The following is a 23,074-nucleotide window of genomic DNA, read 5'->3' as shown; positions in this document are numbered from 1 at the left end:
CGCTCTTTCTGGCGCTCTTCTTGACGTTTCATCGATAGTACCACTCGCGCTGGACCTTTACATCCACCGCGTAGTCCTGTTCAGTCAAAATAGATTTTAGTCTGCTTTCCATGGATGTGTTCATGGTGGCCATTCCGCTAATCGCCTGCAACGGGGCGAAGCGATGCATCAAAAATTCAGCCATCCGGCGGCGTTTCCGGTCGGGGTCATCGGCAGTGTCCTTCCAGATCGATGCTCTCATGATCGCCCAGTCCACTTGTCTGAGTTCCGACAAATCCTCATAATAGCTGGTGACTCGGCTGGCGCAATTGCCATCTGTGAAAAGAAATGGAATTCCCTGTGCAGCCATCAATCTCGCGGTCGAGATGAGATAGATGAGGGGTTCCTGTCCTTCTTGGTACTGAGGTACGCCCCCGCTCTTGATGCGCAGCATCATTGGCGATCTAGGGGCAAAGTAGAACGGAACATAATCGGCGGGTACTCCACCCGGCCCCTTTGGGACCATGAGTTCCCGTCGGCGGGTTTTGATGGCGCGATCGCCTACTTCAACCCGCATGCGGCCGCCAGTCTGGCCGTCCGCGAACAAGCCCCCCGCTTCAATGATGTTCGGAATGTTGTCAATGTGCGTAAAGTGGTAAATGACGGCATCCTGGGTCAAGGCCTCGACCCTCCCCTCTATCCCTCTGGTTAGGCATCTGCGCGATGCGTGTTGCTGCACCGTGTCCCCATGCGAACTGTCTCACGCACTACTGACAACAGGGCCCGACGCGTGGCACGCCGGTCTGTCTGTGTCCCGCTCTGGGGTGATCAGCAACGACCACTGACTCGAGTCGTCCGGACCGGCAGTCGTAGGTTTTCCTAGCCGATCTGCGACACGGGTGTAGTCATGCCTAGGTGCGGAGAACTGAGCTGACGTGCTCCAACACACATCGGGTGAGTGTGCAGTTGCGTGACAACGCCAGCGAACATCGGCGGACGAACGCGGACGTCTGCGCATCATCAGCACAGGGGGGAGGTCGCCAGCCCAAGGCGGCAACCTCGCCCAAGTTGCTCCGGGAGCAAGAGGACATGACGGTAACCCCTGACGGCAACGTCGGTGGACGCACGCGAGCACTGGCGCCCGTTTGAGGCGCCCGGTCGTGCGGTCGACAGGCACTCGACCTGATGACGGGATCGACAAGGCGAACTTGTAAAGCGAAGGTCGTCGGTTCGAGTCCGACAGGGGGCTCTTCGATGTGGTGGTGAGTACGCCCCCGACGGCCTTCCGGTCGCGGGGGCGTTCGCGAGGGGGCGACCTGGCAGACGCCGCCGCCCCCTCCGCCGGTGCAGCGGATACTGCCGGGATGACGTCACCCGAGCCGGTATCTGCGGTCCTCACCTTCTACACCCAACTCTTCGACGAGGGAGCCCGGTTGACATCCTCCGCCGATGGGCGGCTGGAGTTGCTGCGTACGCAGGAGTTGTTGCGGCGCTTTCTGCCCGCGGCGCCCGCGCGGGTGCTCGACGTCGGGGGTGGGACCGGGGTGCATGCGCGGTGGCTGGTGGCGGACGGGTACGAGGTGCGGCTCGTCGATCCGGTCGCGCGGCACGTGGAGCAGGCGCGCGAGGTCTGCCCGGCCGATCTCGGGGACGCCCGCAGCCTCGACGCGCAGGACGCTTCGTACGACGTCGTGACGCTGCTCGGGCCGCTTTACCATCTGCCCCAGCCCGAGGACCGCTCGCAGGCGCTCCGGGAGGCCGTGCGCGTCACGCGGCCCGGTGGTCTCGTCGCCGCCGCGGCGATCAACCGCTACTCCGCGCTCTTCGAGCACACCGCCCTCGCCCACCTGCACAGGGAACGCCTTCGGGACTCGATCGCCGACATCCTCGCGACCGCCGCCTACGACGGTCGGGGCGGCTTCACCGTCTCCTACTTCCACCGGGCGGAGGAGCTGGCCGCGGAGACGGAGGCCGCGGGGCTGCGGGACGTCCGGGTGTTCGGCGTCGAAGGTCCGGCCTGGTCGCTGCTCAAGGCCGTCGAGCAGTCCACGGGCGCCCCGCCGGGGGACGACCTCTTCCGCTCAGCCCTGACCGCCGCCCGCCTCGCCGAGCCCCACCCCGAACTCCTCGCCGCCAGCTCCCACTTGCTGGCGGTGGGGTGGGTGCGGGGGTAGTAGTCGGCGGTGGTGCGAAGCCGCTGACGCGGGTATGGGCAGCCTCTGAGGGCAGGGAATCCGACGGTGACACCATCGTCACCGCTCTCGCTCGCGCCGGATCGAGGCGGTTCAGTGGTCCGCGCTCCCCGGCGGTACGACCCACTCCGTGGGCTGGCCGGTGAGGGAGGCGATCATGTCGAAGTCGCCGTCGTAGTGGAGAACGGTTCGCCGGTGTTGTTCCGCCGTCGCCGCGATCAACAGGTCAGGGAGGGACAGGGCGCGGTGGAAGCCCGCGTTGAGTGCGTGGCGTTGGGTCTCCAGCGCGCGGGCGAAGGCGTCGTCGTCCGTGGGGAGGTAGTCGAAGGCGTGGAGCCAGGTGCTGATCCGAGTTGCCTCCGCACTGTCCCGGGCGGAGTGGATCATCTCGTATTCGGTCGGTCGGCACACCGCGAGCAAGTAGCGCTCGTGGAGGGGCCTGAGGACCTCTTTGACGCTCGGTTTCGTCCAGCGGGCCAAGGCGGACTTGTCGATCAGGTAGCGGTCCTGCATCAGGCGGCCCGGCCTCCGTCCCGGTCGCTGTCGCGCTTGAGGGAGCCGTCGGCGTTGCGGGGGCCGGTGTTCTCGACGATCTCGCTGAAGTCGAGTTCCCCGGCGTCCATGGCGTCGAAGCCCTCCTGCCGCAGATGCCGCTTGACCGCGTCTTCCATGGCCAGGCGGACGGCCTTCGCCTTCGTCTTCGTGCGGAAGATGCGCATGGCCTCGGCGACCATGGCCTCGTCGAGGTCAATGACGGTTCTGGCCATGTGGATGATCCCTTCGGACTGACTCCGGCTCCCGTGAGTCAAACGATATCAGTTGTTCTCTTCGATAGATATCTTTTTCGGTGGGGAGGGACGCGATCCCGGTGGTCGGGGTGGGGTCGCTCGCCTAGTGCACATGCATCCCCCGCAGCACCCTCCCCATCTCCATCTCCTCTCCCGAGACGCCCACGCCGTCCTCGACGTCCCACAGGGCGTTCTGGAGGATGCGGGCCAGGGTCCAGGCTCGGGCGTTGGCGCGGTCGAGGTGGAGGGTGGAGGTGAGGGCGTCGAAGCGCCAGTGGACGTCGGTGGGGTCGAAGCGGCTGTTGAGGGCGGGCCAGAGGTCGAAGGCGGGGTCGCCCGCGAGGGGTTTGGGGTCGATGGCGAGCCAGGGGGCGCGGTCGGCGGCGAGGACGTTCTCGTCGTGGAGGTCCCAGTGCAGGAGGCGGTCGCCGGGGGTGTCGGCGACCTCGCGCAGGGCGGCGGCGCAGTCGGCGATCAGGCGGCGGTCGGCCGGGTCGGGGATGCGGGGCAGGGCGGCCGGGGTGCGGTCGAGGAGGTCGTGGGCGATGGCGCCGAGGCCGCGCAGGCCGGGCGGGGCGGGGACGGCGGTCAGTTCGGCGAGCAGGTCCGCTATGACGACGACCGCCTCGCGGGGGCCCGCGACCAGGGAGAGCATGCGGGACGGGTCGAGGCGTTCGAGGAGCATCGTGCCGGTCGGCGCGTCGTGCCGCAGCAGCCGTACGGCGTGCCGTCCGCCCCAGGCGCGCAGGGCGAGCGGTTCGCCCGCGCTCTCCTCGTCGAGGAGCTGGAGCTTGAGGACGGCGCCGCCGCCGTCGGGCGTGGTGACCGGCAGGACCAGCGCGGCCATGCCGTGCATCGCCGGGCCGTCGAGCCGCAGCTGCCAGCGGTCGAGGAAGTCCGCCGCCAGGTCGGGCAGGGCGGTGACGAAGGCCCGTCCCGCGGCTCCGTTCGCCCGTTCCTGCGATGCCGCCAGTGCCTCCGGAATGTCGATCATCCCGCCGACGATACGGGTGGTGAGGCCCTGGGTGCGAGGCCGATCCGGGGGGCCGGGGGTGGGCGGAACGACGGAATCCGTAGGGGTGGAACGACGGAATCCGAAGGAGACAGGCGGGGGCGGGGCGGGTTAGCGTCCGGCCATGAGCAGCGGATTCGTGAACGGCGGCGTCTCCTTCTGGTTCGCCGACGACGGCCTCCCGGCGGTGCGCGAGCCGCTGCCCGGGGACACGACGGCGGACGTCGTCATCGTCGGCGGCGGCTACACGGGCCTGTGGAGCGCCTACTACCTGAAGAAGGCCGACCCGGCGCTCCGGGTCGTCGTCCTGGAGCAGCGGTTCTGCGGCTACGGCGCCTCCGGCCGCAACGGCGGCTGGCTCTACAACGGCATCGCGGGCCGCGACCGGTACGCGAAGCTGCACGGCCGCGACGCCGCCGTACGCCTCCAGCGCGCCATGAACGCCACCGTCGACGAGGCGGTGCGCGCCCTCGCCGACGAGGGCATCGACGCCGACGTCCACCAGGGCGGGGTGCTCGAAGTGGCGCGTACGCCCGCCCAGGCGGCGCGGCTCAAGGCGCACCACGCGCACGAGCTGGCGTACGGCGAGACCGACCGCGAGCTGTACGGCGCGCGCGAGACCGCCGAGCGGATCAGGGTCGCGGGCGCCGTCGGCTCGTCCTGGACCCCGCACGGCGCCCGCGTGCACCCGGTGAAGCTGGTGAAGGGGCTCGCGGCGACCGTCGAGGCGCTGGGCGTCGCGGTGTACGAGTCGACGCCGGTCACCGAGATCGCGCCGGGGCGCGCGGTCACGCCGTACGGGACCGTGCGGGCGCCGTACGTCCTGCGCTGCACCGAGGGCTTCACCGCCGGGCTCAAGGGGCAGAAGCGCACCTGGCTGCCGATGAACTCCTCGCTCATCGCCACCGAACCGCTCACCGATGCGCAGTGGGCGGCGATCGGCTGGGACGGCCGGGAGGCGCTCGGCGACATGGCGCACGCCTACATGTACGCCCAGCGCACCGCCGACGGCCGTATCGCGATCGGCGGGCGCGGGGTGCCGTACCGCTACGGCTCCCGCACCGACCACGACGGCCGGACGCAGCGCGCGACCGTCGAGGCGCTGCGCGAGATCCTCGTCGGCTTCTTCCCCGCCCTCGCCGCGACGCGGATCGCGCACGCCTGGTCGGGGGTGCTGGGCGTGCCGCGCGACTGGTGCGCCACCGTCACCCTGGACCGCGCCACCGGCCTCGGCTGGGCGGGCGGCTACGTCGGCTCCGGCGTCGCCACCGCCCACCTCGCCGGACGCACCCTGCGCGACCTCGTCCGCCTCGACGCAGGCCAGGACGGCCCCACCGACCTCACCGACCTGCCCTGGGTCGGCCACCGCGTCCGCAGGTGGGAGCCGGAACCGCTGCGCTGGCTGGGCGTCCAGGGCATGTACGCCACCTACCGCGCCGCCGACCGCCGCGAGACCGAACGCCACAGCACGGGCTCGTCCCGCCTGGCCCGGATCGCGGACCGGGTGGCGGGACGGCACTGAGCCGCCGACCGGGCCGTGGTGAGGGCGCGTTCACGGTCCGCTCAGGGTTCCAGGACCACCTTGCCCGTCGTCGCGCGGGTCTCCAGGGCGTGGTGGGCGGCGGCCGCCCGGTGGAGGGGGAAGCGGTGGACGGTGGGGGTGAGGCGGCCGGTGGCGGCCTCGGCGAGGGCGCGGAGTTCGAGGGCGCGCAGGCCGCCCGCCCGTTGCAGCATGGCCGGGCCGAGGACCGACTCCGAGACGCCGTCGACGAAGTGGCCCGTGCCGCCGCGGATGCCCTCCGCGGACCAGCCGAAGACCAGGTGGCGGCCGTCGGGGCCGAGCAGGGCGACCGCCTCGCGGGCCACCTCGCCGCCCACCCCGTCGTAGACCACCGTCGCGGGGCGGCCGGCCAGGAAGGCGCGGACCTCGTCCGGCCAGGTCGGCGTGCGGTAGTCGACGGCCAGGTCGGCGCCGTACGCCGTGACCAGGCGGGTCTTCGCGGGGCCGCCCGCCAGGCCGACGACCGTCGCGCCCGCGTTCTTCGCGTACCGCGTCAGCAGCGTGCCGATGCCGCCCGCGGCGGCCGGGATCACGGCGACCGTGTCCGGGCCCGGCTCGGCGAACTGGGCGATGCCCAGCGCCGTTCGGCCCGTGCCGATCATCGCGACCGCCTCCGCCGCGTCGAGCCGGTCCGGGATCTCGTGCAGGCGGTCGGCGTCGGTGACGGCGAGTTCGGCGTAGCCGCCGGGGGCGAAGCCCAGGTGGGCCACCACGCGGCGGCCCCGCCACACCGGGTCGGTGCCCTCGCCGAGGGCGTCCACCACCCCGGCGACCTCCCGGCCCGGCACGGTCGGCAGCGCCGGAAGCTCCGGGAGCGGGCCGCGTTCGCCCTCCCGCAGCGCCGTGTCCAGCAGATGCACCCCGGCCGCCGCCACGGCCACACGGACCTGGCCCGGACCGGGGACGGGGTCCTCCACCTCCTCGTAGCGGAGGTTCTCGGCGGGGCCGAAGGCGTGCAGTCGGACGGCGTGCATGGGGTCCCCCGGGGGTGCGTCGGGTTCCGTACGGACGGCGGGCGGGGCGCGTTCCGCACGGCGGGTGGGTCGCGGTCCAGCCTGCGACCTCAAGCGCGCTTGAGGTCAAGTCCGTCTGGGGTCAAGTCCGTCTGGGGTCACTCGCGGTGGAGGGCGGGTGCGTGGCGGCCGACGGCCAGGGAGACCGCGGTCAGCGCGCTGGTGAACGAGACCTCCGACAGCACGCCCGGCGCCGCCACCTGGTCTCCGGCCAGGTAGACGCCGTCGCCGCGGTCCACCGCCGGGCGGTCGCGCCAGGTCGCGCCCGGCGGGTCGACCGCGCCCGTACGGCCGGCCGCCACCGCCGCCCGCCGCCACGTGACCCGCTCCCGCCAGCCGGGCAGACCCAGGTCGAACAGCTCCTCGGCGCGGGCCACCCCGTCGGCCTTCCTGCCGTCGGGCCCGATCGGGATCTGCCCCTGGACCAGCTGCTCGCCGGGTGGGGCCAGGGTCGGGTCCTGCGCGGTGAACCGCTCGACCCAGCCCGGCGCGTCCAGGTCCGACACCGCGAACGCGTCGCCGCGCCGGGTCCGTACGGCCAGGTCGACCAGCACCGTCCGGCCGCTCGGCCAGGCGAGCGTCGCGTCCCCGAGCAGGCCGCGGGCCGCGTCGAGCGAGGTCGCCACGATCACCGGGCCGTCCGTGGGCAGCCGGTCGACGCGGGACAGCGTCTCCATCCGGACGCCGAGGTTCCAGGCGCGGGACGCCATCCGGTCGACGACCGCGCCCCAGCCGCCGCGCGGACAGCGCGCCTCCGGCGGCAGCCGGGTCGCCCGGCGCAGCCGCTCCCACACGAACGCGGCGGACAGCGCGCCGGGGTCGTGGTGGAAGAGCGCGACGGCCGCGTAGTGCGCGGCGGCCCGCGCGCCCTCCTCGCCGACCAGCCCGGTCGCCCAGGTCAGGAAGTCCGCGTCGACGGGCGCGGTGCGGCGGGCGCCGGGGCGCAGCAGGCGCAGGAGAGGCAGCGGGGGAGTACGGCGCAGGGTGCCGCGGTGACGCAGCCGCAGCCGGGCGACCTCGCGGGGCGGCAGCGGCGCCAGCGGGCCGATCAGGTCGCGCTGCCGCAGCCAGGTCCAGTGCGGGCCGCCGCTGTAGAGGGCGTGCGGGCCGTCGTTCGTGCGGTACGGGCCCTCCGCGGTCCGGGCGCGCCCGCCGAGGGTGTGGTGGCTCTCGTGCAGGGTGACCTTCACCCCCGCCTCGGCGGCGGCGATCGCGGCCGTCAGACCGGCGAGACCGCCGCCGATGACGGTGAGGGTGGAGGTGGGTGCGGAGGAGGTGGGGCGGGCCATGGGGTGACTCCCTGGGGGGGGGGCTCGGGTGCGGGGCCTTTCGGGGTAGGACGGATCGGCGGCCCGGATTCGTGACATGGGGTCGCCCGTGTGGTGTGCGGGCGGGCGTTCGTGCAGGTCAGGGGGATTGTCAGTGGGGGCGGGCAGGATGGGGGGATGGCGAGGACGGGTGGCGCGGGCGGCGCCGGTGCGGGAGGTGGTGGCGGGGTGGCGCGTGCGGTGAAGGGTGCCCGGCGGCCGGAGGTGCGCCTTCCGGCGCTGGAGCCGTTCCGTGACGGGGCGATCGAGCCCGACGGGGACTACGACGGGGTGGCGTTCGCCGAGACCGACCTCACCGGGCAGGACGGCGGGGGCTCCCGGTTCATGGACTGCGCGCTGATCGGCTGCGCGCTGGACGGGACCCGGCTGCGGCGGGCCCGGCTGCTGGACTCGGTCCTCACCGGTGTCCGGGGCGTCGGCACCGACCTCGCCGAGGCGACCCTGCGCGATGTCGAGCTGGTCGACGCCCGGCTCGGCGGCACCCAGGCGCACGGCGGCGTCCTGGAGCGGGTCCTCGTGCGCGGCGGCAAGATCGACTATCTGAATCTGCGGCAGGCCCGGCTGCGGGACGTGGTGTTCGAGGGCTGCGTCCTGGTCGAGCCCGACTTCGGGGGCGCCCGGCTGGAGCGGGTCGCGTTCGTGGACTGCGCGCTGAGATCCGCCGACTTCACCGCCGCGACCCTCACCGACGTCGACCTGCGCGGCGCGGCCGAGCTGACCGTCGCGGGCGGCCTCGACCGGCTCGCGGGCGCGGTGATCAGTACGGGGCAGTTGTTGGACCTGGCCCCGGCGCTGGCGGCCCAGTTGGGGATCAGGGTGGAGGACTGAGGGGGCGAGGGACTCCGGGGGCGGCGCTGAGAGGCCGGGGCCTGGTCAGGAGGCGGAGTGGCCGGGGCTGGGGGCCGGGCCCCAGGGGTCAGCCGACGCGGGGGAAGCGGGCCTGGAGGGTCCAGAGCGCCGGGTTCTCCGCCAGGTCCTCGTGCAGGTCGGTGAGGTCCGCGATCAGGTCGTGCAGGAAGTCGCGGGCCTCGCGGCGCAGCGCGCTGTGGGAGAAGGTGAGCGGGGCCTCCTCGGCCGGCATCCAGTCGGCCTCGATGTCGACCCAGCCGAAGCGGCGCTCGAACAGCATGCGGTCGGTGGACTCGGTGAAGTCCAGCTCCGCGTGCTGGCGACGGGACGCGCGGGAGCCCGCGGGGTCCCGGTCCAGTTGCTCCACGATGTCGCAGAGCGCCCACGCGAAGTCCAGCACCGGCACCCATCCCCAGGCTGTGGACAGCTCCCGGTCCGCCTTGGTGTCGGCGAGGTAGACGTCCCCGCAGAACAGGTCGTGCCGCAGGGTGCGGACATCGACCCGGCGGTAGTCCGCCTGCGGGGGGTCGGGGAAGCGGTTGGAGAGGGCGTAGCCGATGTCGAGCACGAAGGTGATGGTGTCACGGCGCGGGGGAGCGGGACGCCGCGGCTGTGACGGGGCCCTCGGCCCCTGCCTTCCACGCCCCCTCGCGGCCGGCGCCTAGGCTCGCCCCATGCCCCGATCCGTGCCGTCGTCCGCCCGGTCCGTCGTCCGGTCCGCCGCTGTCCGGTCCGCCGTCGTCCGGGTGTGCGCGCTCGGTCTGCTCCTCCCGCTCGCGGCCTGCGGCGGGAGCGGCGACGGCGGCACCGGAGGCGGGGACGACGTGGGTGCGGCGGGGGTCGGCGACCCCTACTTCCCGAAGGCCGGGAACGGCGGCTACGACGTCCGCCACTACGCCCTCGACCTCGACTGGGAGCCCGACGGCACCGACGCCCCCGACGGCAGCGGCGCCTCCGACGGCACCCGTGGCTCCGACGACCCCGACGGCCCCGTACTGTCCGGCTCCGCCCGCCTCACCGCACGCGCCACCCGTGATCTCGCCGCGTTCCATCTCGACCTGGACGGGATGACGGTCCGGCGGGTCACGGTCGACGGGAGGAAGGCGTCCTTCACGCGGGACGGTCAGGAGCTGGTCGTCCGCCCCGCCGCCCGCCTCGTCTCGGGGCGGACCTTCGAGGTCACCGTCGCCTACGCCGGTCGCCCGAAGACGCTCACCGACCCGGACGGGTCGGAGGAGGGCTGGCTGCGCACCGCCGACGGCGCGGTCGCGCTCGGCGAGCCCACCGGCTCCATGACCTGGTTCCCCGGCAGCCACCACCCCTCCGACAAGGCCGCCTACGACCTCACCGTCACCGTCCCCGAGGGCCTCACAGCTGTCTCCAACGGGGAGTTGCGCGCGCGGCGCACCTCCGGCGGGCGCACCACCTTCGTCTGGCACACCGCCGAGCCGATGGCCACCTACCTCGCCACCCTCGCCGTCGGCCGCTTCACCGTCACCCGCTCCACCACCCCCGACGGCCTGCCGGTCTACGTCGCCGCCGACCCCACCCAGGCCGCGGCGAGCCGCACCGCGCTGGCCCGGCTCCCGGAGGTCATGGCGTGGGCGGCGGACCGTTTCGGCCCCTACCCCTTCTCCTCCACGGGCGCGATCGTCGAGCGGCCCGGCGACTCCGCCTACGCGCTGGAGACCCAGAACCGTCCCGTCTTCCCCGGCGCGCCCACCCCCGACCTGCTGGTGCACGAGCTGGCCCACCAGTGGTTCGGCGACTCGGTCACCCCGCGCACCTGGCGGGACATGTGGCTCAACGAGGGGTTCGCCACCTACGCCGAGTGGCTGTGGACCGAGGACGAGGGCGGCCCCACCGCCGAGGAGACCTTCCAGGAGCTGTACGCGTACGGCGAGGACACCTACGAAGACCTCTGGGCCTTCCCGCCCGCCGACCCGCCCGGCGCCGACGACATCTCCGCCGACCCCGTGTACCAGCGGGGCGCGATGGTGGTCCACCGCATCCGGCGGACCGTCGGCGACAAGGCGTTCCTCGACCTCGTCCGTGGCTGGACCGCGGCCCACCGGCACGCCAACGCGAGCACCGGGGACTTCACCGCGTACGTGGAACGGCAGGCCCCGGACCAGGACTTCGGCCCGCTCTGGCGGGACTGGCTGTACGGGGAGGGCAAGCCGGACCGGCCCTGAGCCTCTGGACCAGCCGTGAGACTCCCCTCCCCCCGGCCACGAGACCCCGGCCCAGTCAGGGGACCCCGGCCCACCCGGACCCGGCAGGCCCCCGCCCTCCCCCCTCACTCCTGGGTCGTCCGCCCCGCCTCCCACGCGTCCAGCAGCCCCGCCAGCCCCCTCGGCCACACCCGCACGCCCTCCGCCTCCGCCGCGGCCAGGTCGGTCCGGCTCCACCAGCGCCAGCCGAGGATGCCGTCGGTGGCGTGGGCGGCGGCCAGGTCGGGGCCGGAGGGGTCGCGGCGGGGGCCGGGGGTGACGTGGATGTGCTCGTACTGCCGGACCCGGACCGTGCCGCGCGGGAACTCGTGCTCCCAGGTGCGCAGCAGCGCGCCGGGGGCCAGATCGGTCCAGCCGGTCTCCTCGGCCAGCTCGCGGCGGGCGCCCTCGCGCGGGGACTCGCCCGGTTCCAGGCCGCCGCCGGGCAGCGCCCAGTGCACGCCGGTCTCGGGGGTGTCGTAGCGGAAGAGGAGGACCGCGCCGTCGGGGGCGACCACGGCGACCCGGGCCGCGCGGCGCTCGACGTGCGCCGGTTCGCCCAGCGGCTTGCGCAGGACCGTGCAGGGGCGGCCCCGCTCGCGGTCGGGGCGGTGGGCGACCGGTTCGTAGCCGAGGGCGGTCCAGAAGGCGAGGCCGTCGGGGTTCGCGTCGAGGACGGCGAGGCGGACGGCGGTACGGCCGGCCGCGCGGAAGCGGGCCTCGACGGCCGCCGCGATCCGGCGCCCGTACCCCTGCCGCCCCACGGCCGCGTCGACGATCAGCAGCCCGATCCACGGGTCCGGGTCGACCGGGTCGGGGTGGTGGGCCAGCGTGACGACGACCCCCACCAGGCGCCCCTCGCCGCGGGCGAGCAGCACCTCCGCCCCCGGCACGGCCAGCTCGTCCGCGAGGGACCTCGCCACCTGCTCGGGGCGGATGTCGTCCGGGTCGGGGAAGTCGCCGCTGACCGCCTGGAACGCGTGCCGCGAGGCGTACAGGGCGGTGAGGTCGGTGAGGAGTCCGGCCGGGAGGTCGATCCCGGAGCCGGGTGGATCGGCACCACGGCCGGACGGCAGCGCTTCGAGGATCACCGGGGCAACGTACCTCCGGGAACGGCCGTGCCCCCGGCCGGAGGGGCCGGGGGCACGGTCACGGACGGGTGTCCGTCGCTCAGACGGAGACGCCGAAGTCCTGGGCGATGCCGACCAGGCCGGAGGCGTACCCCTGGCCGACCGCGCGGAACTTCCACTCCGCGCCGTTGCGGTACAGCTCGCCGAAGACCATGGCGGTCTCGGTGGCGGCGTCCTCGGACAGGTCGTAGCGGGCGATCTCGGCGCCGCCGGCCTGGTTCACGATGCGGATGTACGCGTTGCGGACCTGGCCGAAGTTCTGCGAGCGGTTCTCCGCGTCGTAGATCGAGACCGGGAAGACGATCTTGTCGATGTCGGCCGGGAGGGCCGCCAGGTTGACGTTGATCGCCTCGTCGTCGCCCGCGCCCTCACCGGTGCGGTTGTCACCGGTGTGGACGATCGTGTTGTCCGGGGTCTGCTTGTTGTTGAAGAAGACGAAGTGGGCGTCGGAGTAGACCTTGCCCTGGAGGTTGACCGCGATCGCCGAGGCGTCGAGGTCGAAGTCCGTGCCGGTGGTGGTGCGGACGTCCCAGCCCAGGCCCACGGTGACAGCGGTCAGGCCCGGGGCCTCCTTGGTGAGCGAGACGTTGCCACCCTTGGACAGGCTTACAGCCATTGTGGGGAGTCCTTCCCTCGTTGTGTGACGGGCACGAAGCTACAGCTACCCCTAGGAACGCGGCGAGGGGTGGCGAAGGTTCCCCGTGTCTTTACTTTCTTTGCCAAGAGATATTCGAGTGACGTGGACCGGTCAGGCGCGGGACCATGGAGGACATGTCCGGTCCCCATGTCATCCGCGGCTCCGTCCTCCTGCCCGAGGCGGAGCTGATGTGGCGTTTCTCGCGGTCCTCGGGGCCGGGCGGGCAGCACGTCAACACCAGCGACTCCCAGGTCGAGCTGCGCTTCGACCTGGCCCGCACCGAGGCGCTGCCCGAGGTGTGGAAGGCGCGCGCCCTGGAGCGGCTCGCCGGGCGGCTGGTCGACGGCGTCGTCTCCGTCCGCGCCTCCGAGCACCGCTCCCAGTGGCGCAACCGCGAGGCCGCCGCCGTCCGCCTCGCCGCGCTCCTCGCCGAGGCGACCGCCCCGCCGCCCCGGCCGCGCCGGGCCACCCGCATCCCGCGCGGCATCAACGAGCGGCGGCTCCGCGAGAAGAAGCAGCGCGCCCAGACCAAGCGGGGCCGCTCCGGCCGCGACTGGGGCTGACAGCCTCACCAGGCATCGCCAGGCCCCACCAGGCACTCACCACGCCCCGCCGCGCACACCGCACCCCTCGCCCCGCCACCCGCGGCCTTCACGGTCGTACACGATCCGGCGCGTTCGTACACGATCCGCCGGAACCGGTACCGTCCCGCCCGCGCGCCCCGCCGGGCCGGAACCTCGGGCTCCGGGGCGGTCCGTGCTCAGTCCAGGCTCAGGACGCCCACGATCTCGCCCTCGACGCGCTCGCCCGTGTCGCGGAAGCCCAGGCCGAAGTAGAAGTCCTCGGGGCCGTGCTCGCCGGGGTGCCAGGTGACGTGGAGTTCGCGCGTGCCGCGGCGGCGCAGCTCGGCGGCGACGGACTCGACGGCGAACCGGCCGTATCCGCGGCCCTGTTGGGCGGCGTCGATGTTCAGCCGCCACAGGCCGGAGCGGATCGTGCGGCCGTCGTCGCGCCAGTCGATGTCCAGGAACGCCATCAGGAAACCGACCGGCCGTCCGCCGTCCGTGATGAGCCGGGGCCAGGCGGTCCCGGGATGCGTGTAGGCCTCGGCGAGGGACTTCACCACGGGGGTGACCGCGAATTCCTGCTCGGGCCGGACCCGAATGGCGAGCGCGGCTTCCAGATTTGCTGGGGTGATTTCCTCCAGGGCGACTCCGGAACTGCCGGAAGTACCGGAAGGCACCTTGGAAGTGCCGACGTAAACGCCGTCGGAAGTGCCCTCGGAAGTGCCGTCGGGAGAGGTCCGTGCAGGGGTCATCCGGACACCGTAGGGCGGGAGTTCACGGACCGGCCACTGAATTCCGTTCAGCCCGTGGACCGGTCCTCGGGCGGGCCCGGGAGATCAACCCAACTGCCGGTACCGGCCCTTGAAATAGACGAGCGGTCCGCCCTCCGTGCCCGGCACCCGCGCGCCGAGCACCCGGCCGATCACCAGGGTGTGGTCACCGGCCGCCACCCGCTGCTCGGTCCGGCACTCCAGGGTGGCCAGCGCGCCGCCCAGGAGCGGTGCCCCGGTGGCGTCGCCGACCGTGTACGGGACGTCCTCGAAGAGCAGCCGGTCACTGAGCCGGCCCTTCATCGCGAAGCGGCCCGCGATGTGCCGCTGGCTCTCCGACAGCACCGACACCGCCCACAGCGGCTGCTCGTCGAGCACGTCGTCCATGCGGGAGCCCGTCCGCAGGCTGACCAGCACCAGAAGGGGTTCCAGCGACACGGAGAGGAAGCCGGTGGCGGTCATTCCGGCGAACTCGCCCGCGGGCGCCGCCGGGTCGTCCGGGTCCAGCGGGGGCTCCTGCGCGGTCAGCAGGACCACCCCGCCCGCGAGCCGGGACATGGCGGCGCGGAACTCGTCGTGGGTCACCCCCACAGGATGCCCGCCGACGGCGGCCGGGGAGGGCTCCGGGGGCGCCGCGCGGGGCGCCGCGGGGTGTGCGGGGCCCGTGGGGTCGGCGGGGTCCCGCGGGGGCACTACGTCGTTCAGTACGTCGGAAGACACGCCTCGCACGCTAGTGTCCGGTCGTATCGGACCGCATCGGACCCCGGTCCGAGTACGGTCGTAGGTCCGCAGACCGACGGGAACCGATTCCCGTACGCTCTCCGGCGGGGAGGCCATTCGGCAGGAACCAGAATTCCCACTCAATTGCTCACGTTTTCCTGTGACTTGAGTCACAAGGGCCAGGAATTGTTGACCCTGTGTACCGAGTGGGGAGCGCGCTGTGATTCAGTGGCGGAGGCGTCACAGGTACAGACCCACCAACATGCGCAACGACAGAAACGACGTTACGCCGAAGACAACCCTTGATTCGCTGCGAAGTCTCGGGGGGAGGGCGAGCATGGAGAGCGAGTCGGAGCCGTACGTCCGTCTTGCGTCCCTGCGGCACCTGCACCAGGTCATGGCCGACATGAACGCGGCCCGCAGCCTGCCCGACACGCTCCAGGCCGTCGCCGACGGCGTGGTGGCCGCCCTCGGGTACGAGCTGGCGTGCGTGAACCTCGTCCGCCCGGACGGCGACCTGGTCGTCGCCGCCTTCGCGGGCAACCCCGCCGCCGAGGCCCTCATCACCGGCCGGGTCGGCTCCCGCGAGTCCTGGGAACGCCGGCTGGCCATGGGCGAGGCCTGGGGCGACCTGATCTTCATACCCCACACCGAGGGCTGGGTCCTCGACGACGACGACGTCCCGCAGTGGTACACCGACGGGCCCGCGCCGCGCTTCGAGGACGAGTGGCACCCCTCGGACCGGCTCTTCGCCCCCATGTACACCCCCGCCGCCCCCGGCAGCGGCAGCACCTGCGGCGAACTGATCGGCGTCCTGTCCGTGGACTGCCCCCGCAACGGCCGCCGCCCCGGCGCCTGGGGCCGCGAGGCCCTCCAGATGTACGCCCTCCAGGCCGCCATAGCCGTCAGCAACGCCCGGCTGCGCGCCAACATGCAGCGCGCCCTGGTCCGCCTGGAGCGGGAGCAGCAGGCCCTGCGCGCCAGCGAGGAGTCCTTCCGCCAGGCCTTCGAGTACGCCCCCTCCGGCATGGCCATCGCCGAGATGGGCGGCGACCAGCACGGCCGCATCCTGCGCACCAACGACGCCCTGTGCCGCCTGCTGGGCCGCCCCGCCTCCGCGATGCGCCGCTACTCCTTCTCCGACCTCGTCCACCCCGAGGACATCGGCACCCTGCTGCGCACCTCCGCCGAGGGCGGCCGCGCCGAACTCCGCCTCGGCCGCCGCGACGGCACCTACCTCTGGGTCTCGCTGCGCAACTCCGTGGTCGCCGACACCGCCGACGGCCCCCGCTTCCTCCTCACCCACGTCGAGGACATAGAGGAGCGCAAGCGCCGCGAACTCCAGCTCGCCCACCGCGCCTCCCACGACTCCCTCACCGGGCTGCCCAACTCCGCCGAACTGCGCTCCCGGCTCTCCGCCCGGATCTGCGGCCGCCCGCAGTCCGCGCACCCCGCCGCCGTCGACGCCATGGACTCCTACGGCGTCCCCGCCTTCGACGCCAACGGCCACGGCTTCGACTACCGGCCCGGCGGCGCCGACGGCTACGACACCTACGACCACCACGTCCACACCGTCGCCCCCGAGGAGAACGTCCCGGACGACGGCACCAAGGGCCTCGCCGTCCTCTTCTGCGACCTCGACGGCTTCAAGTCCATCAACGACCGCTTCGGGCACAACGCGGGCGACGCCGTCCTCATCGAGGTCGCCCGCCGCCTCTCGCGCGGGGTCCGCGACGGCGACACCGTCGCCCGGCTCGGCGGCGACGAGTTCGTCATCCTCGCCGACGGCCTCGGCCGCGCCGACGCCCAGGACCTCGCCGTCCGCCTGCGCAACGAGATCATCCAGCCGATCCGGGCCGAGGGACGGGCCGTCCGGGTGGGCGCCAGCTTCGGCATCGGCTGGGCGCACTGCGGCATGACGGCGGACGAGGTGTTGAAGTCCGCCGACGAGCGGATGTACGTCGAGAAACGATCTCGTCCCAAACAGCACCGCCGCGCGGGATGATCACCAGGTCAGGGCCGTACCCCCGTCGCTGATGCGAGCGGAGTCACCCGTTCGGCGGGTGCGGAGCGGGTAGGCTCGCTCTTCTCCGCACCTGTGGACCGCGCCTCCGGGACCGCATCCCGTGGCCGCGCGGACCGCATCCGCCCCGCACTGTTGAGGAGTACGAAGGGATGACGCCCGGTAACAACGGCGCGAGCCCGCCCGAGGACGACGACCCGTTCGGCTACCTCTACGCCGACGGCCAGGCCAACGGCGCCCAGCCCCCGGCGAGCGGATACGGCTACCCGAACTCGGTCGGCCGGGTCCGCGCGGTCGGCGAGCGCCAGTACGGCCAGCAGCAGGCCGCCGCGTACCAGCAGCAGACCGCCGCGTACCAGCAGGCGCCCCACCAGCAGCCGCAGGTCCCGCAGCAGCAGGGCGGGTACGGCCAGCCCCAGGCGCACTACGCCGCGCCGGAGACCTTCCCCGGCGGCGGCCCCACGACCACCGGCAGCCGCGAGCACGGGCTCGGCGGCGGGGGCGGCCGGGGCCGCGGGCCCAACACCCGCGGACTGCTCATCGGCGCCATCGCGGTCGTCGCCGCGGTCGTCGTCGGGATCGCGGTCGCGATGACGGGCGGCGACTCCGACGACGGCGCCAAGGACGACCCCGGCGCCTCCGCCCCGGCCTCCGCGCCCGAGAGCGCCGCGCCCAGCAAGTCCGAGGGCAAGGACGACAAGCCCGCCGCGGAACTCCCCACCATCGACGCCAAGGCCCTCCGCCTCGGCGGCGGCGCCTCCCTCGCCTCCGAGGTGAAGGGCGCGCAGGCCACCGGCGGCATCTACGTCGCGGGCCTCAACCAGCCCGGCTCCTCGGTCACCTGGAGCGTCGACGGCATCCCCGAGGACGGCGCCTACACCCTCTTCGCCCACTACAGCACTGCGGGTGAGGACCAGGCGATGACCCTCACCATCAACGGCAAGAAGTTCGGCACCCCGCTGAGCTTGAAGAACTACGCCAACGCCAAGGACGGCGACTTCGCCAAGGGCTGGACCACGACCTTCGCCTACCCGACGCTGACCAAGGGCACCAACACCGTCACCCTCTCCTGCGAGAACGGCGACAAGTGCAATGTGCTCCTGGACCAGTTCTGGGTGAAGAAGGGCCAGGTCAAGAGGTAGACCAGACCCCGCGACCCCCGGCCTGGGGCGCGGGGGCCGGGCAGGACCCTCTCAGGCGGCCGTGGCCGTGCCGTTCACCGCGACGCGGTCGACCAGGTCCTCGTAGGCCGGGCGGTCGAACTCGCCCGCCACCGGGGAGAGGACCGTCGCCGCCGACAGGGCGACCGCGCGGGCCAGGGTCCGGGGCCAGGGCAGGTGCTCCACCACACCGGAGAGCAGGGCGGCGGTCACCGAGTCGCCCGCGCCCGTCGGGTTGCCGCGCAGCCGGGCCGGCGGGGTCGCCCGCCAGGAGCCCTCCGGGGTCACCGCGAGCAGGCCCTCCGCGCCCAGCGAGGCGACCACCGTGTGCGCGCCGCGCCGCCGGGCGTCCGCCGTGGCCTTCTCCGGCTCGTGCGAGCCGGTCAGCTCGGCCAGCTCGTCGCCGTTCGGCTTGATCAGGTCGGGACGCGCGGCGATGGCCCGCCGCAGCGGCTCCCCGCTGGTGTCCAGCAGCACCGGCACGCCCGCCGCCCGCGCGGTGCGCACCAGGCCCGCGTACGCGCCGACCGGCACCCCCGGCGGCAGGCTGCCGCACAGGGCGACCGCGTCGGCCTCGCCGACCAGCCGCTCGTAGGCGTCCTGGAACGCCGACCACTCGGCCGGGGTGATGATCGGGCCCGCCTCGTTGAGCTGAGTCGTGTCACCGGTGCTCTCGTCCACCACGGCGAGGGTGCGCCGGGTCTGCCCCGAGCAGGGCACGAGGGCGTCGCCCACGTCGGTGAGCAGATCCCGGACGACCTGGCCCGTGGGCCCGCCCGCGAAGCCCGTCACCGTCACCTCGTGGCCGAGGGCGGTCAGGACGCGGGCCACGTTGAGCCCCTTGCCGCCGGGGCGCTCCGCGACGTCGGTGACGCGGTGCGACGCGTGCGGGCGCAGTGCCGGGACGTGATAGGTGATGTCGAGCGCGGTGTTCAGCGTGACCGTGAGGATCACCTGGGCCGGCCTCCCCCCGATTGCTGGTGTTCGCCTGCTGTTGTCGTTCCGTCGGCCCGGTCGTCCGGGCCTCCGGAGGCACGATCATGCCAAAGAGACGGCGGGCCGCCCAGTCCCCCAAGCGGCTCGCCGTCTCCGGACCTCCCCCTTTCGGGGGACATTTCATCCCAGTTGCGGCGGTACCACCCAGCCGCCCCGGCGCATCACGCCCTTGAGGTCGAAGTTCTCGTCGAGGAGGACCAGGTCGGCGTCCTTGCCGGGCTCCAGCGAGCCCACCCGGTCGTCCACCCCGAGCAGCCGGGCCGGGTTGGCCGACAGGGCCGCCACCACGTCCTGCACCGGAATCCGGTCCACGGTCACCGCCCGCTTGAACGCGCGGTCCTGGGTGAGGGTGGAGCCCGCGATGGAGCCGCCCTCCACCAGCCGGGCCACGCCGTCGCTGACCTCGACCTCCAGCGGGCCGAGCATGTAGTGCCCGTCGCCGGTCCCGGCCGCGTCCATCGCGTCGGTGATGAACGCCACCCGGCCCGGACCCGCGTGCCGGAACGCCAGCTCCAGCGCGGCCGGGTGCAGGTGCACGCCGTCGTTGATCAGCTCGACCGTGACCCGCTCGTCCTCCAGCAGGGCGGCGATCGGGCCGGGCGCGCGGTGACCCAGCACCGGCATCGCGTTGAAGAGGTGGGTGGCGACGGTGGCGCCCGCCTCGATCGCCTCCACGGTCTGCTCGTAGGTGGCGTCCGTGTGGCCGACGGCCGCGATCACCCCGTGCTCGGCGAGGAGCCGTACGGCGTCGAGGCCGCCGGGGAGTTCGGTGGCCAGGGTGACCATGCGGGCCCGGCCGCGGGCCGCGTCGATCAGCGCGCGCACGTCCGCCGGGTCCGGGTGGCGCAGCAGCGCCTCCGAGTGGGCGCCCTTGCGGCACGGCGAGATGAACGGGCCCTCGAAGTGGATGCCCGCCAGGTCGCCCTGCTCGGCCAGTTCGGAGAGCAGGCCCGCCTGCCGGGCGAGGACGTCCAGGGTGTCGGTGACGGTGGAGGCGACCAGGGTCGTCGTGCCGTGCCGCCGGTGGGTGCGGATCGCCTTCAGCGCCTCCTCGGCCGAGCCGGAGAAGGAGGCGCCGCCGCCGCCGTGGTTGTGGAGGTCGACGAAGCCGGGGACCAGCCAGTGGCCGCCGACGTCGAGGACCTCGCCCTCGGGGGCGTCGCCGGGGCCGGTGGTGACGGCGGCGATCCGCGCGCCGTCGACGGTGACCCGGGCGCCGGTCACGGTGCCGGTGGGCAGGACCACGTGCGCGCCCGCCAGGACGAGGCGCGCCGGGCCGCCGGTCGCGGGCTGCGGGTCGAGCGTGGCTCGCGCCTCCGCGGGGGTTGCCGTCACGTGGGTTCCTCCGGCGTCGTGGTCGTCGTGTGGGGTGTGGCGGCCACCGCTGCCGCGGTCGCGGTCACGGTGGCCGTCCGGGAGGCCGGGGCCGTCGGGGGTGGGCCGGCGAGCAGGTCCCAGGCCAGGAGTCCGGCGCCCCGGCAGCCGGCCGTGTCGCCCAGGGCCGCCGGGACGACCGGCGGCAGCTTCTGGAAGGTGATCCGCCGCCGCAGGGCGTCCCGCAGCGGTGTGAACAACGTTTCCCCCGCCTCGGCGAGCCCGCCACCGAGGACGATCGTGCCCGGGTCCAGCAGGGTGAGCGAGGTGACCAGGCCGTCCGCGAGGGCGTCGACCGCGGCCTGCCAGACCCGTACCGCCGCCGGGTCGCCGGAGGTGACGGCCTTGGCGCAGTCGGCGGCGTCCGCCTCCGGGTCGCCGGTGGCCGCCGACCACGCCTCGCTGACCGCCGCCGCCGAGGCGAACCGCTCCAGACAGCCGCGCTGCCCGCACGGGCAGGGGGTGCCGCCGGGGCGGACGACGATGTGGCCGATCTCGCCCGCGAAGCCGTGCGCCCCCGCCTCGACCCGGCCCTCGACGCCGATCGCGCCCGCGATGCCGGTGCCGAGGGCCACGAACAGGAAGCGGTCGGCGCCCAGGCCCGCGCCGATCCGGCCCTCCGCGAGGCCGCCGGTGCGCACGTCGTGCCCGAGGGCGACGGGCACCCCGCCCAGCCGCTCGGCCAGCCGGGCCCGCAGCGGGACGTCCCGCCAGCCGAGGTTGGCCGCGTAGACGGCGACGCCTTCGGCCTCGTCGACGATGCCGGGCACCGCGACCCCGGCCGCGGCGGCGGGCTCGCCGAGGTGGTCGGTGCCGTACGCGCGCAGCTCGGCGGCGAAGTCGAGGATGCCGTCGACGACCGCGTCCGGGCCGCGCTCGCGGCCGGTGGCCCGGCGCGCGCGGTGCAGCAGCGCGCCGTCCGCCCCGACCAGAGCGGCCTTCATCCCCGTGCCGCCCACATCGAGGGCGATGACATGTCTCACGGGAACAGTGTGGCCCGAGGACCCGCAAGAGGTCTAGTCCACTTACGTGGTGTAGACCTTAATCCGACTATCGGTTTCATTGGTCGGCACATTCATGTGAACGCCGTGTGGAGACACGGTGCGGACGCGGGAAGCGGGAGACACGCGGTGCGGTGGCGGGCAGGCAGGTCGGGAACGGTCGCGGCGGTATCCGCCCTGGGCATGACGGCGGTCCTCGCCGGCTGCGGGGTGGGCGGCGGCTCCGGCGACGTCACCCTCACCCTCGTCGCCGCCGACTACGGCGACAGCGCCGCCAACAGCTCCGAGAAGTACTGGGCCCGCCTCGTCGACGCCTACGAGAAGGACCACCCCGGCGTCACCGTCGAGGTCACCGTCCGCTCCTGGAGCGACGTCGACCGCGACGTCAAGACCATGGTCGACGCCGGTGAGGCCCCCGACATGGCCCAGATCGGCGCCTACGCCGACTACGCCGACGCCGGCCTCCTCTACAAGGCCGGGGACGTGCTCTCCATCCCCGCCCAGGCCGACTTCGTGCCCCAGCTCGCCGACGCGGGCGAGGTCCGCGGCGTCCAGTACGGCATGCCGTTCGCCTCCTCCACCCGCTTGCTCTTCTACAACAAGACCCTCTTCGCCGACGCCGGGATCGACGCGCCCCGCACCTGGGACGAGCTGGCCGAGGCCGCGGCGGCGCTCAAGGCCAAGGGCGTGAAGTACCCGTACGCCCTGCCCCTCGGGCCCGAGGAGGCGCAGGCCGAGACCTTCCAGTGGCTGCTCAGCGGCGGGGGCGGCTACACCGAGACCGCCACCTCCTACAGCCTCGACTCCACCGACAACGTCCACACCTTCACCTGGCTCAAGAACGAACTGGTCGGCAAGGACCTCACCGGGCCGGTCGAACCCGGCGGGCTCAACCGCGCCGCCGCGTTCGCCGCGTTCGCGAACGGGCAGGTCGGCATGCTCAACGGGCACCCCTCGCTGATGAAGGCCGCCGCCAAGAAGGGCGTCAAGTTCGGGATGGTGCCCATGCCCGGCGTCGACGGACCCGCCAAGGTCACCATGGGCGTCGCCGACTGGATGACCGCCTTCAAGAAGAACGGCCACGCCGACCAGATCAAGGACTTCCTCAGCTACGTCTACAGCGAGAAGAACGTCGTCGCGTTCTCCCGCGAGTACGACCTGCTGCCCGTCACCAACTCCGCCTCGCTGACCATGACGGCCGCCCCCGAGGACGCCGACCTCAAGCCGTTCCTCGACCAGCTGCCGCTCTCCGAGCTGTACCCGGTGGGGCGGACCTCCTGGGCGGCGGTCAGCGCCGACGTCAAGAAGCGCATCGGGCAGGCCGTACGGCCCGGAGGGAGCCCGGCGGGAGTGCTGGAGCAGCTCCAGACCACCGCGACCACGGCCGAGAGCGCGGCCGGCTGAGAACGGCGCCGCCGGGCCGGTCGGGCGGTGTCCGTGGGCTGGGTTACCGTGCCGGGATGGACGGGACCGAGAAGCGGGACGCGGGGCGGCCGGGGCTCGGGGAGACCGAGCTGCGGATTCTCGCGCTGGAGCGGCGCGGGTTCCTGTCGCCCGGCGCCAAGGAGCGGGCCGTGCGGGAGGAACTGGGCCTGTCCCCGGTGCGGTACTTCCAGCTGCTGAACGCGCTGCTGGACGACGCGCGGGCGGTGGAGGCCGATCCGGTGACCGTGAACCGGCTGCGCCGGGTCCGCGAGGCGCGGCGCTCCGAGCGGTAGGGGCGCGACGCTCCGAGCGGTAGGCGGGGGTACGGCGGGTGTCC

23 protein-coding genes and 1 tRNA gene are annotated in these 23,074 nt (G+C 73.4%); 10 read left to right on the top strand and 14 right to left on the bottom strand.

The genetic code is table 11. The annotated features are described in order from the left end of the window. Positions 1–28: 28 nt before the first annotated feature. On the bottom strand, positions 29–658 hold the full coding sequence (locus tag ACIQPQ_RS14020; RefSeq protein WP_401303385.1) for a DUF4433 domain-containing protein: 630 nt from the start codon (positions 656–658) through the stop codon (positions 29–31). 473 nt (positions 659–1,131) lie between these two features. Between ACIQPQ_RS14020 and ACIQPQ_RS14015 the strand changes: the two genes are divergently transcribed. Both ACIQPQ_RS14015 and ACIQPQ_RS14010 read left to right on the top strand, forming a co-directional pair. Continuing rightward, positions 1,132–1,228: transfer RNA gene (locus ACIQPQ_RS14015), tRNA-OTHER, on the top strand. Between the two features lie 115 nt (positions 1,229–1,343). Further along, the gene (locus tag ACIQPQ_RS14010) at positions 1,344–2,153 is read left to right on the top strand and encodes a class I SAM-dependent methyltransferase (RefSeq protein WP_401303383.1); all 810 of its coding nucleotides are present in this window, start codon (positions 1,344–1,346) and stop codon (positions 2,151–2,153) included. 111 nt (positions 2,154–2,264) lie between these two features. On the opposite strand, the gene ACIQPQ_RS14005 is transcribed toward ACIQPQ_RS14010, so the two are convergent. The 3 genes from ACIQPQ_RS14005 to ACIQPQ_RS13995 form a co-directional block, all read right to left on the bottom strand. After that, the gene (locus tag ACIQPQ_RS14005; protein WP_401303382.1) at positions 2,265–2,684 is read right to left on the bottom strand and encodes a PIN domain nuclease; all 420 of its coding nucleotides are present in this window, start codon (positions 2,682–2,684) and stop codon (positions 2,265–2,267) included. Further along, entirely contained in the window at positions 2,684–2,938 is a 255-nt protein-coding gene (locus ACIQPQ_RS14000) for a type II toxin-antitoxin system VapB family antitoxin (protein WP_401303380.1), read from the bottom strand. The genes ACIQPQ_RS14005 and ACIQPQ_RS14000 overlap by 1 nt, the downstream gene beginning before the upstream one ends. Positions 2,939–3,062: 124 nt before the next feature. Continuing rightward, entirely contained in the window at positions 3,063–3,953 is an 891-nt protein-coding gene (locus tag ACIQPQ_RS13995; protein WP_401303378.1) for an aminoglycoside phosphotransferase family protein, read from the bottom strand. 142 nt (positions 3,954–4,095) lie between these two features. Between ACIQPQ_RS13995 and ACIQPQ_RS13990 the strand changes: the two genes are divergently transcribed. Continuing rightward, on the top strand, positions 4,096–5,493 hold the full coding sequence (locus ACIQPQ_RS13990; protein WP_401303377.1) for an NAD(P)/FAD-dependent oxidoreductase: 1,398 nt from the start codon (positions 4,096–4,098) through the stop codon (positions 5,491–5,493). A 41-nt stretch (positions 5,494–5,534) separates the two neighbouring features. Here ACIQPQ_RS13990 and ACIQPQ_RS13985 read toward each other — a convergent pair whose 3' ends face one another. Both ACIQPQ_RS13985 and ACIQPQ_RS13980 read right to left on the bottom strand, forming a co-directional pair. After that, positions 5,535–6,506 carry a zinc-binding dehydrogenase gene (locus ACIQPQ_RS13985; protein ID WP_401303375.1) on the bottom strand — a complete coding sequence of 324 codons (972 nt, stop codon included), beginning with the start codon at positions 6,504–6,506 and terminating at the stop codon, positions 5,535–5,537. Positions 6,507–6,643: 137 nt separating this feature from the next. Further along, positions 6,644–7,834 carry an NAD(P)-binding protein gene (locus tag ACIQPQ_RS13980; RefSeq protein ID WP_401303373.1) on the bottom strand — a complete coding sequence of 397 codons (1,191 nt, stop codon included), beginning with the start codon at positions 7,832–7,834 and terminating at the stop codon, positions 6,644–6,646. Positions 7,835–7,990: 156 nt separating this feature from the next. Between ACIQPQ_RS13980 and ACIQPQ_RS13975 the strand changes: the two genes are divergently transcribed. Continuing rightward, on the top strand, positions 7,991–8,701 hold the full coding sequence (locus tag ACIQPQ_RS13975; protein WP_401303372.1) for a pentapeptide repeat-containing protein: 711 nt from the start codon (positions 7,991–7,993) through the stop codon (positions 8,699–8,701). A gap of 88 nt (positions 8,702–8,789) precedes the next feature. On the opposite strand, the gene ACIQPQ_RS13970 is transcribed toward ACIQPQ_RS13975, so the two are convergent. Beyond that, positions 8,790–9,290 carry a hypothetical protein gene (locus tag ACIQPQ_RS13970; protein ID WP_401303370.1) on the bottom strand — a complete coding sequence of 167 codons (501 nt, stop codon included), beginning with the start codon at positions 9,288–9,290 and terminating at the stop codon, positions 8,790–8,792. A gap of 106 nt (positions 9,291–9,396) precedes the next feature. On the opposite strand from ACIQPQ_RS13970, the gene ACIQPQ_RS13965 reads away from it, so the two are divergent. Further along, entirely contained in the window at positions 9,397–10,917 is a 1,521-nt protein-coding gene (locus tag ACIQPQ_RS13965) for a M1 family metallopeptidase (protein ID WP_401303368.1), read from the top strand. Between the two features lie 104 nt (positions 10,918–11,021). Here the strand turns inward: ACIQPQ_RS13965 and ACIQPQ_RS13960 are convergent, their stop codons facing one another. Both ACIQPQ_RS13960 and ACIQPQ_RS13955 read right to left on the bottom strand, forming a co-directional pair. Then, entirely contained in the window at positions 11,022–12,026 is a 1,005-nt protein-coding gene (locus ACIQPQ_RS13960) for a GNAT family N-acetyltransferase (RefSeq protein WP_401303366.1), read from the bottom strand. 79 nt (positions 12,027–12,105) lie between these two features. Then, complete coding sequence (locus ACIQPQ_RS13955) at positions 12,106–12,681, bottom strand: TerD family protein (RefSeq protein WP_383769094.1); 576 nt, start codon at positions 12,679–12,681, stop codon at positions 12,106–12,108. 146 nt (positions 12,682–12,827) lie between these two features. Here ACIQPQ_RS13955 and arfB point away from each other — a divergent pair, with 146 nt between their 5' ends. Then, a complete protein-coding gene (gene arfB, locus ACIQPQ_RS13950; protein ID WP_383769097.1) occupies positions 12,828–13,265 on the top strand; it encodes an alternative ribosome rescue aminoacyl-tRNA hydrolase ArfB in 438 nt (145 codons plus the stop codon). Positions 13,266–13,462: 197 nt separating this feature from the next. On the opposite strand, the gene ACIQPQ_RS13945 is transcribed toward arfB, so the two are convergent. Further along, positions 13,463–13,945, bottom strand: a complete 483-nt coding sequence (locus ACIQPQ_RS13945) for a GNAT family N-acetyltransferase (protein WP_401303364.1) — start codon at positions 13,943–13,945, stop codon at positions 13,463–13,465. Positions 13,946–14,104: 159 nt separating this feature from the next. Beyond that, entirely contained in the window at positions 14,105–14,623 is a 519-nt protein-coding gene (locus ACIQPQ_RS13940) for a flavin reductase family protein (RefSeq protein ID WP_401303605.1), read from the bottom strand. A gap of 472 nt (positions 14,624–15,095) precedes the next feature. On the opposite strand from ACIQPQ_RS13940, the gene cdgB reads away from it, so the two are divergent. Together cdgB and ACIQPQ_RS13930 are read left to right on the top strand one after the other, a co-directional pair. Then, positions 15,096–16,763, top strand: coding sequence for a diguanylate cyclase CdgB (gene cdgB, locus ACIQPQ_RS13935; RefSeq protein WP_383769103.1), 1,668 nt, complete (start codon positions 15,096–15,098; stop codon positions 16,761–16,763). A 170-nt stretch (positions 16,764–16,933) separates the two neighbouring features. Next, entirely contained in the window at positions 16,934–17,923 is a 990-nt protein-coding gene (locus tag ACIQPQ_RS13930) for a carbohydrate-binding protein (protein WP_401303361.1), read from the top strand. Between the two features lie 51 nt (positions 17,924–17,974). Here the strand turns inward: ACIQPQ_RS13930 and ACIQPQ_RS13925 are convergent, their stop codons facing one another. The 3 genes from ACIQPQ_RS13925 to ACIQPQ_RS13915 form a co-directional block, all read right to left on the bottom strand. Next, positions 17,975–18,895 carry a 1-phosphofructokinase family hexose kinase gene (locus ACIQPQ_RS13925; protein ID WP_401303359.1) on the bottom strand — a complete coding sequence of 307 codons (921 nt, stop codon included), beginning with the start codon at positions 18,893–18,895 and terminating at the stop codon, positions 17,975–17,977. Positions 18,896–19,057: 162 nt separating this feature from the next. Beyond that, entirely contained in the window at positions 19,058–20,197 is a 1,140-nt protein-coding gene (gene nagA, locus ACIQPQ_RS13920) for an N-acetylglucosamine-6-phosphate deacetylase (protein WP_401303603.1), read from the bottom strand. A 71-nt stretch (positions 20,198–20,268) separates the two neighbouring features. Next, positions 20,269–21,294 carry an ROK family protein gene (locus ACIQPQ_RS13915; RefSeq protein ID WP_401303358.1) on the bottom strand — a complete coding sequence of 342 codons (1,026 nt, stop codon included), beginning with the start codon at positions 21,292–21,294 and terminating at the stop codon, positions 20,269–20,271. A 201-nt stretch (positions 21,295–21,495) separates the two neighbouring features. Between ACIQPQ_RS13915 and ACIQPQ_RS13910 the strand changes: the two genes are divergently transcribed. Continuing rightward, a complete protein-coding gene (locus ACIQPQ_RS13910) occupies positions 21,496–22,716 on the top strand; it encodes an extracellular solute-binding protein (RefSeq protein ID WP_401303356.1) in 1,221 nt (406 codons plus the stop codon). Between the two features lie 56 nt (positions 22,717–22,772). After that, positions 22,773–23,030: a DUF3263 domain-containing protein gene (locus ACIQPQ_RS13905; protein ID WP_401303354.1), complete on the top strand. Its 258-nt coding sequence runs from the start codon at positions 22,773–22,775 to the stop codon at positions 23,028–23,030. Positions 23,031–23,074: the final 44 nt, after the last annotated feature.

The sequence above is a fragment of the Streptomyces sp. NPDC091281 genome (genome assembly GCF_044757425.1).
Taxonomy (GTDB): domain Bacteria; phylum Actinomycetota; class Actinomycetes; order Streptomycetales; family Streptomycetaceae; genus Streptomyces.
Note: the sequence above shows the minus strand (reverse complement) of the source record. Positions and strands in the feature narration are given on the sequence as shown.

Coding starts and splice junctions, on each gene's coding strand:
- ACIQPQ_RS14010 (WP_401303383.1), top strand. CDS start 1,344: ATGACGTCACCCGAGCCGGTATCTGCGGTCCTCACCTTCTACACCCAA.
- ACIQPQ_RS14005 (WP_401303382.1), bottom strand. CDS start 2,684: ATGCAGGACCGCTACCTGATCGACAAGTCCGCCTTGGCCCGCTGGACG.
- ACIQPQ_RS14000 (WP_401303380.1), bottom strand. CDS start 2,938: ATGGCCAGAACCGTCATTGACCTCGACGAGGCCATGGTCGCCGAGGCC.
- ACIQPQ_RS13995 (WP_401303378.1), bottom strand. CDS start 3,953: ATGATCGACATTCCGGAGGCACTGGCGGCATCGCAGGAACGGGCGAAC.
- ACIQPQ_RS13990 (WP_401303377.1), top strand. CDS start 4,096: ATGAGCAGCGGATTCGTGAACGGCGGCGTCTCCTTCTGGTTCGCCGAC.
- ACIQPQ_RS13985 (WP_401303375.1), bottom strand. CDS start 6,506: ATGCACGCCGTCCGACTGCACGCCTTCGGCCCCGCCGAGAACCTCCGC.
- ACIQPQ_RS13980 (WP_401303373.1), bottom strand. CDS start 7,834: ATGGCCCGCCCCACCTCCTCCGCACCCACCTCCACCCTCACCGTCATC.
- ACIQPQ_RS13975 (WP_401303372.1), top strand. CDS start 7,991: ATGGCGAGGACGGGTGGCGCGGGCGGCGCCGGTGCGGGAGGTGGTGGC.
- ACIQPQ_RS13965 (WP_401303368.1), top strand. CDS start 9,397: ATGCCCCGATCCGTGCCGTCGTCCGCCCGGTCCGTCGTCCGGTCCGCC.
- ACIQPQ_RS13955 (WP_383769094.1), bottom strand. CDS start 12,681: ATGGCTGTAAGCCTGTCCAAGGGTGGCAACGTCTCGCTCACCAAGGAG.
- arfB (WP_383769097.1), top strand. CDS start 12,828: ATGGAGGACATGTCCGGTCCCCATGTCATCCGCGGCTCCGTCCTCCTG.
- cdgB (WP_383769103.1), top strand. CDS start 15,096: ATGGAGAGCGAGTCGGAGCCGTACGTCCGTCTTGCGTCCCTGCGGCAC.
- ACIQPQ_RS13930 (WP_401303361.1), top strand. CDS start 16,934: ATGACGCCCGGTAACAACGGCGCGAGCCCGCCCGAGGACGACGACCCG.
- ACIQPQ_RS13910 (WP_401303356.1), top strand. CDS start 21,496: ATGACGGCGGTCCTCGCCGGCTGCGGGGTGGGCGGCGGCTCCGGCGAC.
- ACIQPQ_RS13905 (WP_401303354.1), top strand. CDS start 22,773: ATGGACGGGACCGAGAAGCGGGACGCGGGGCGGCCGGGGCTCGGGGAG.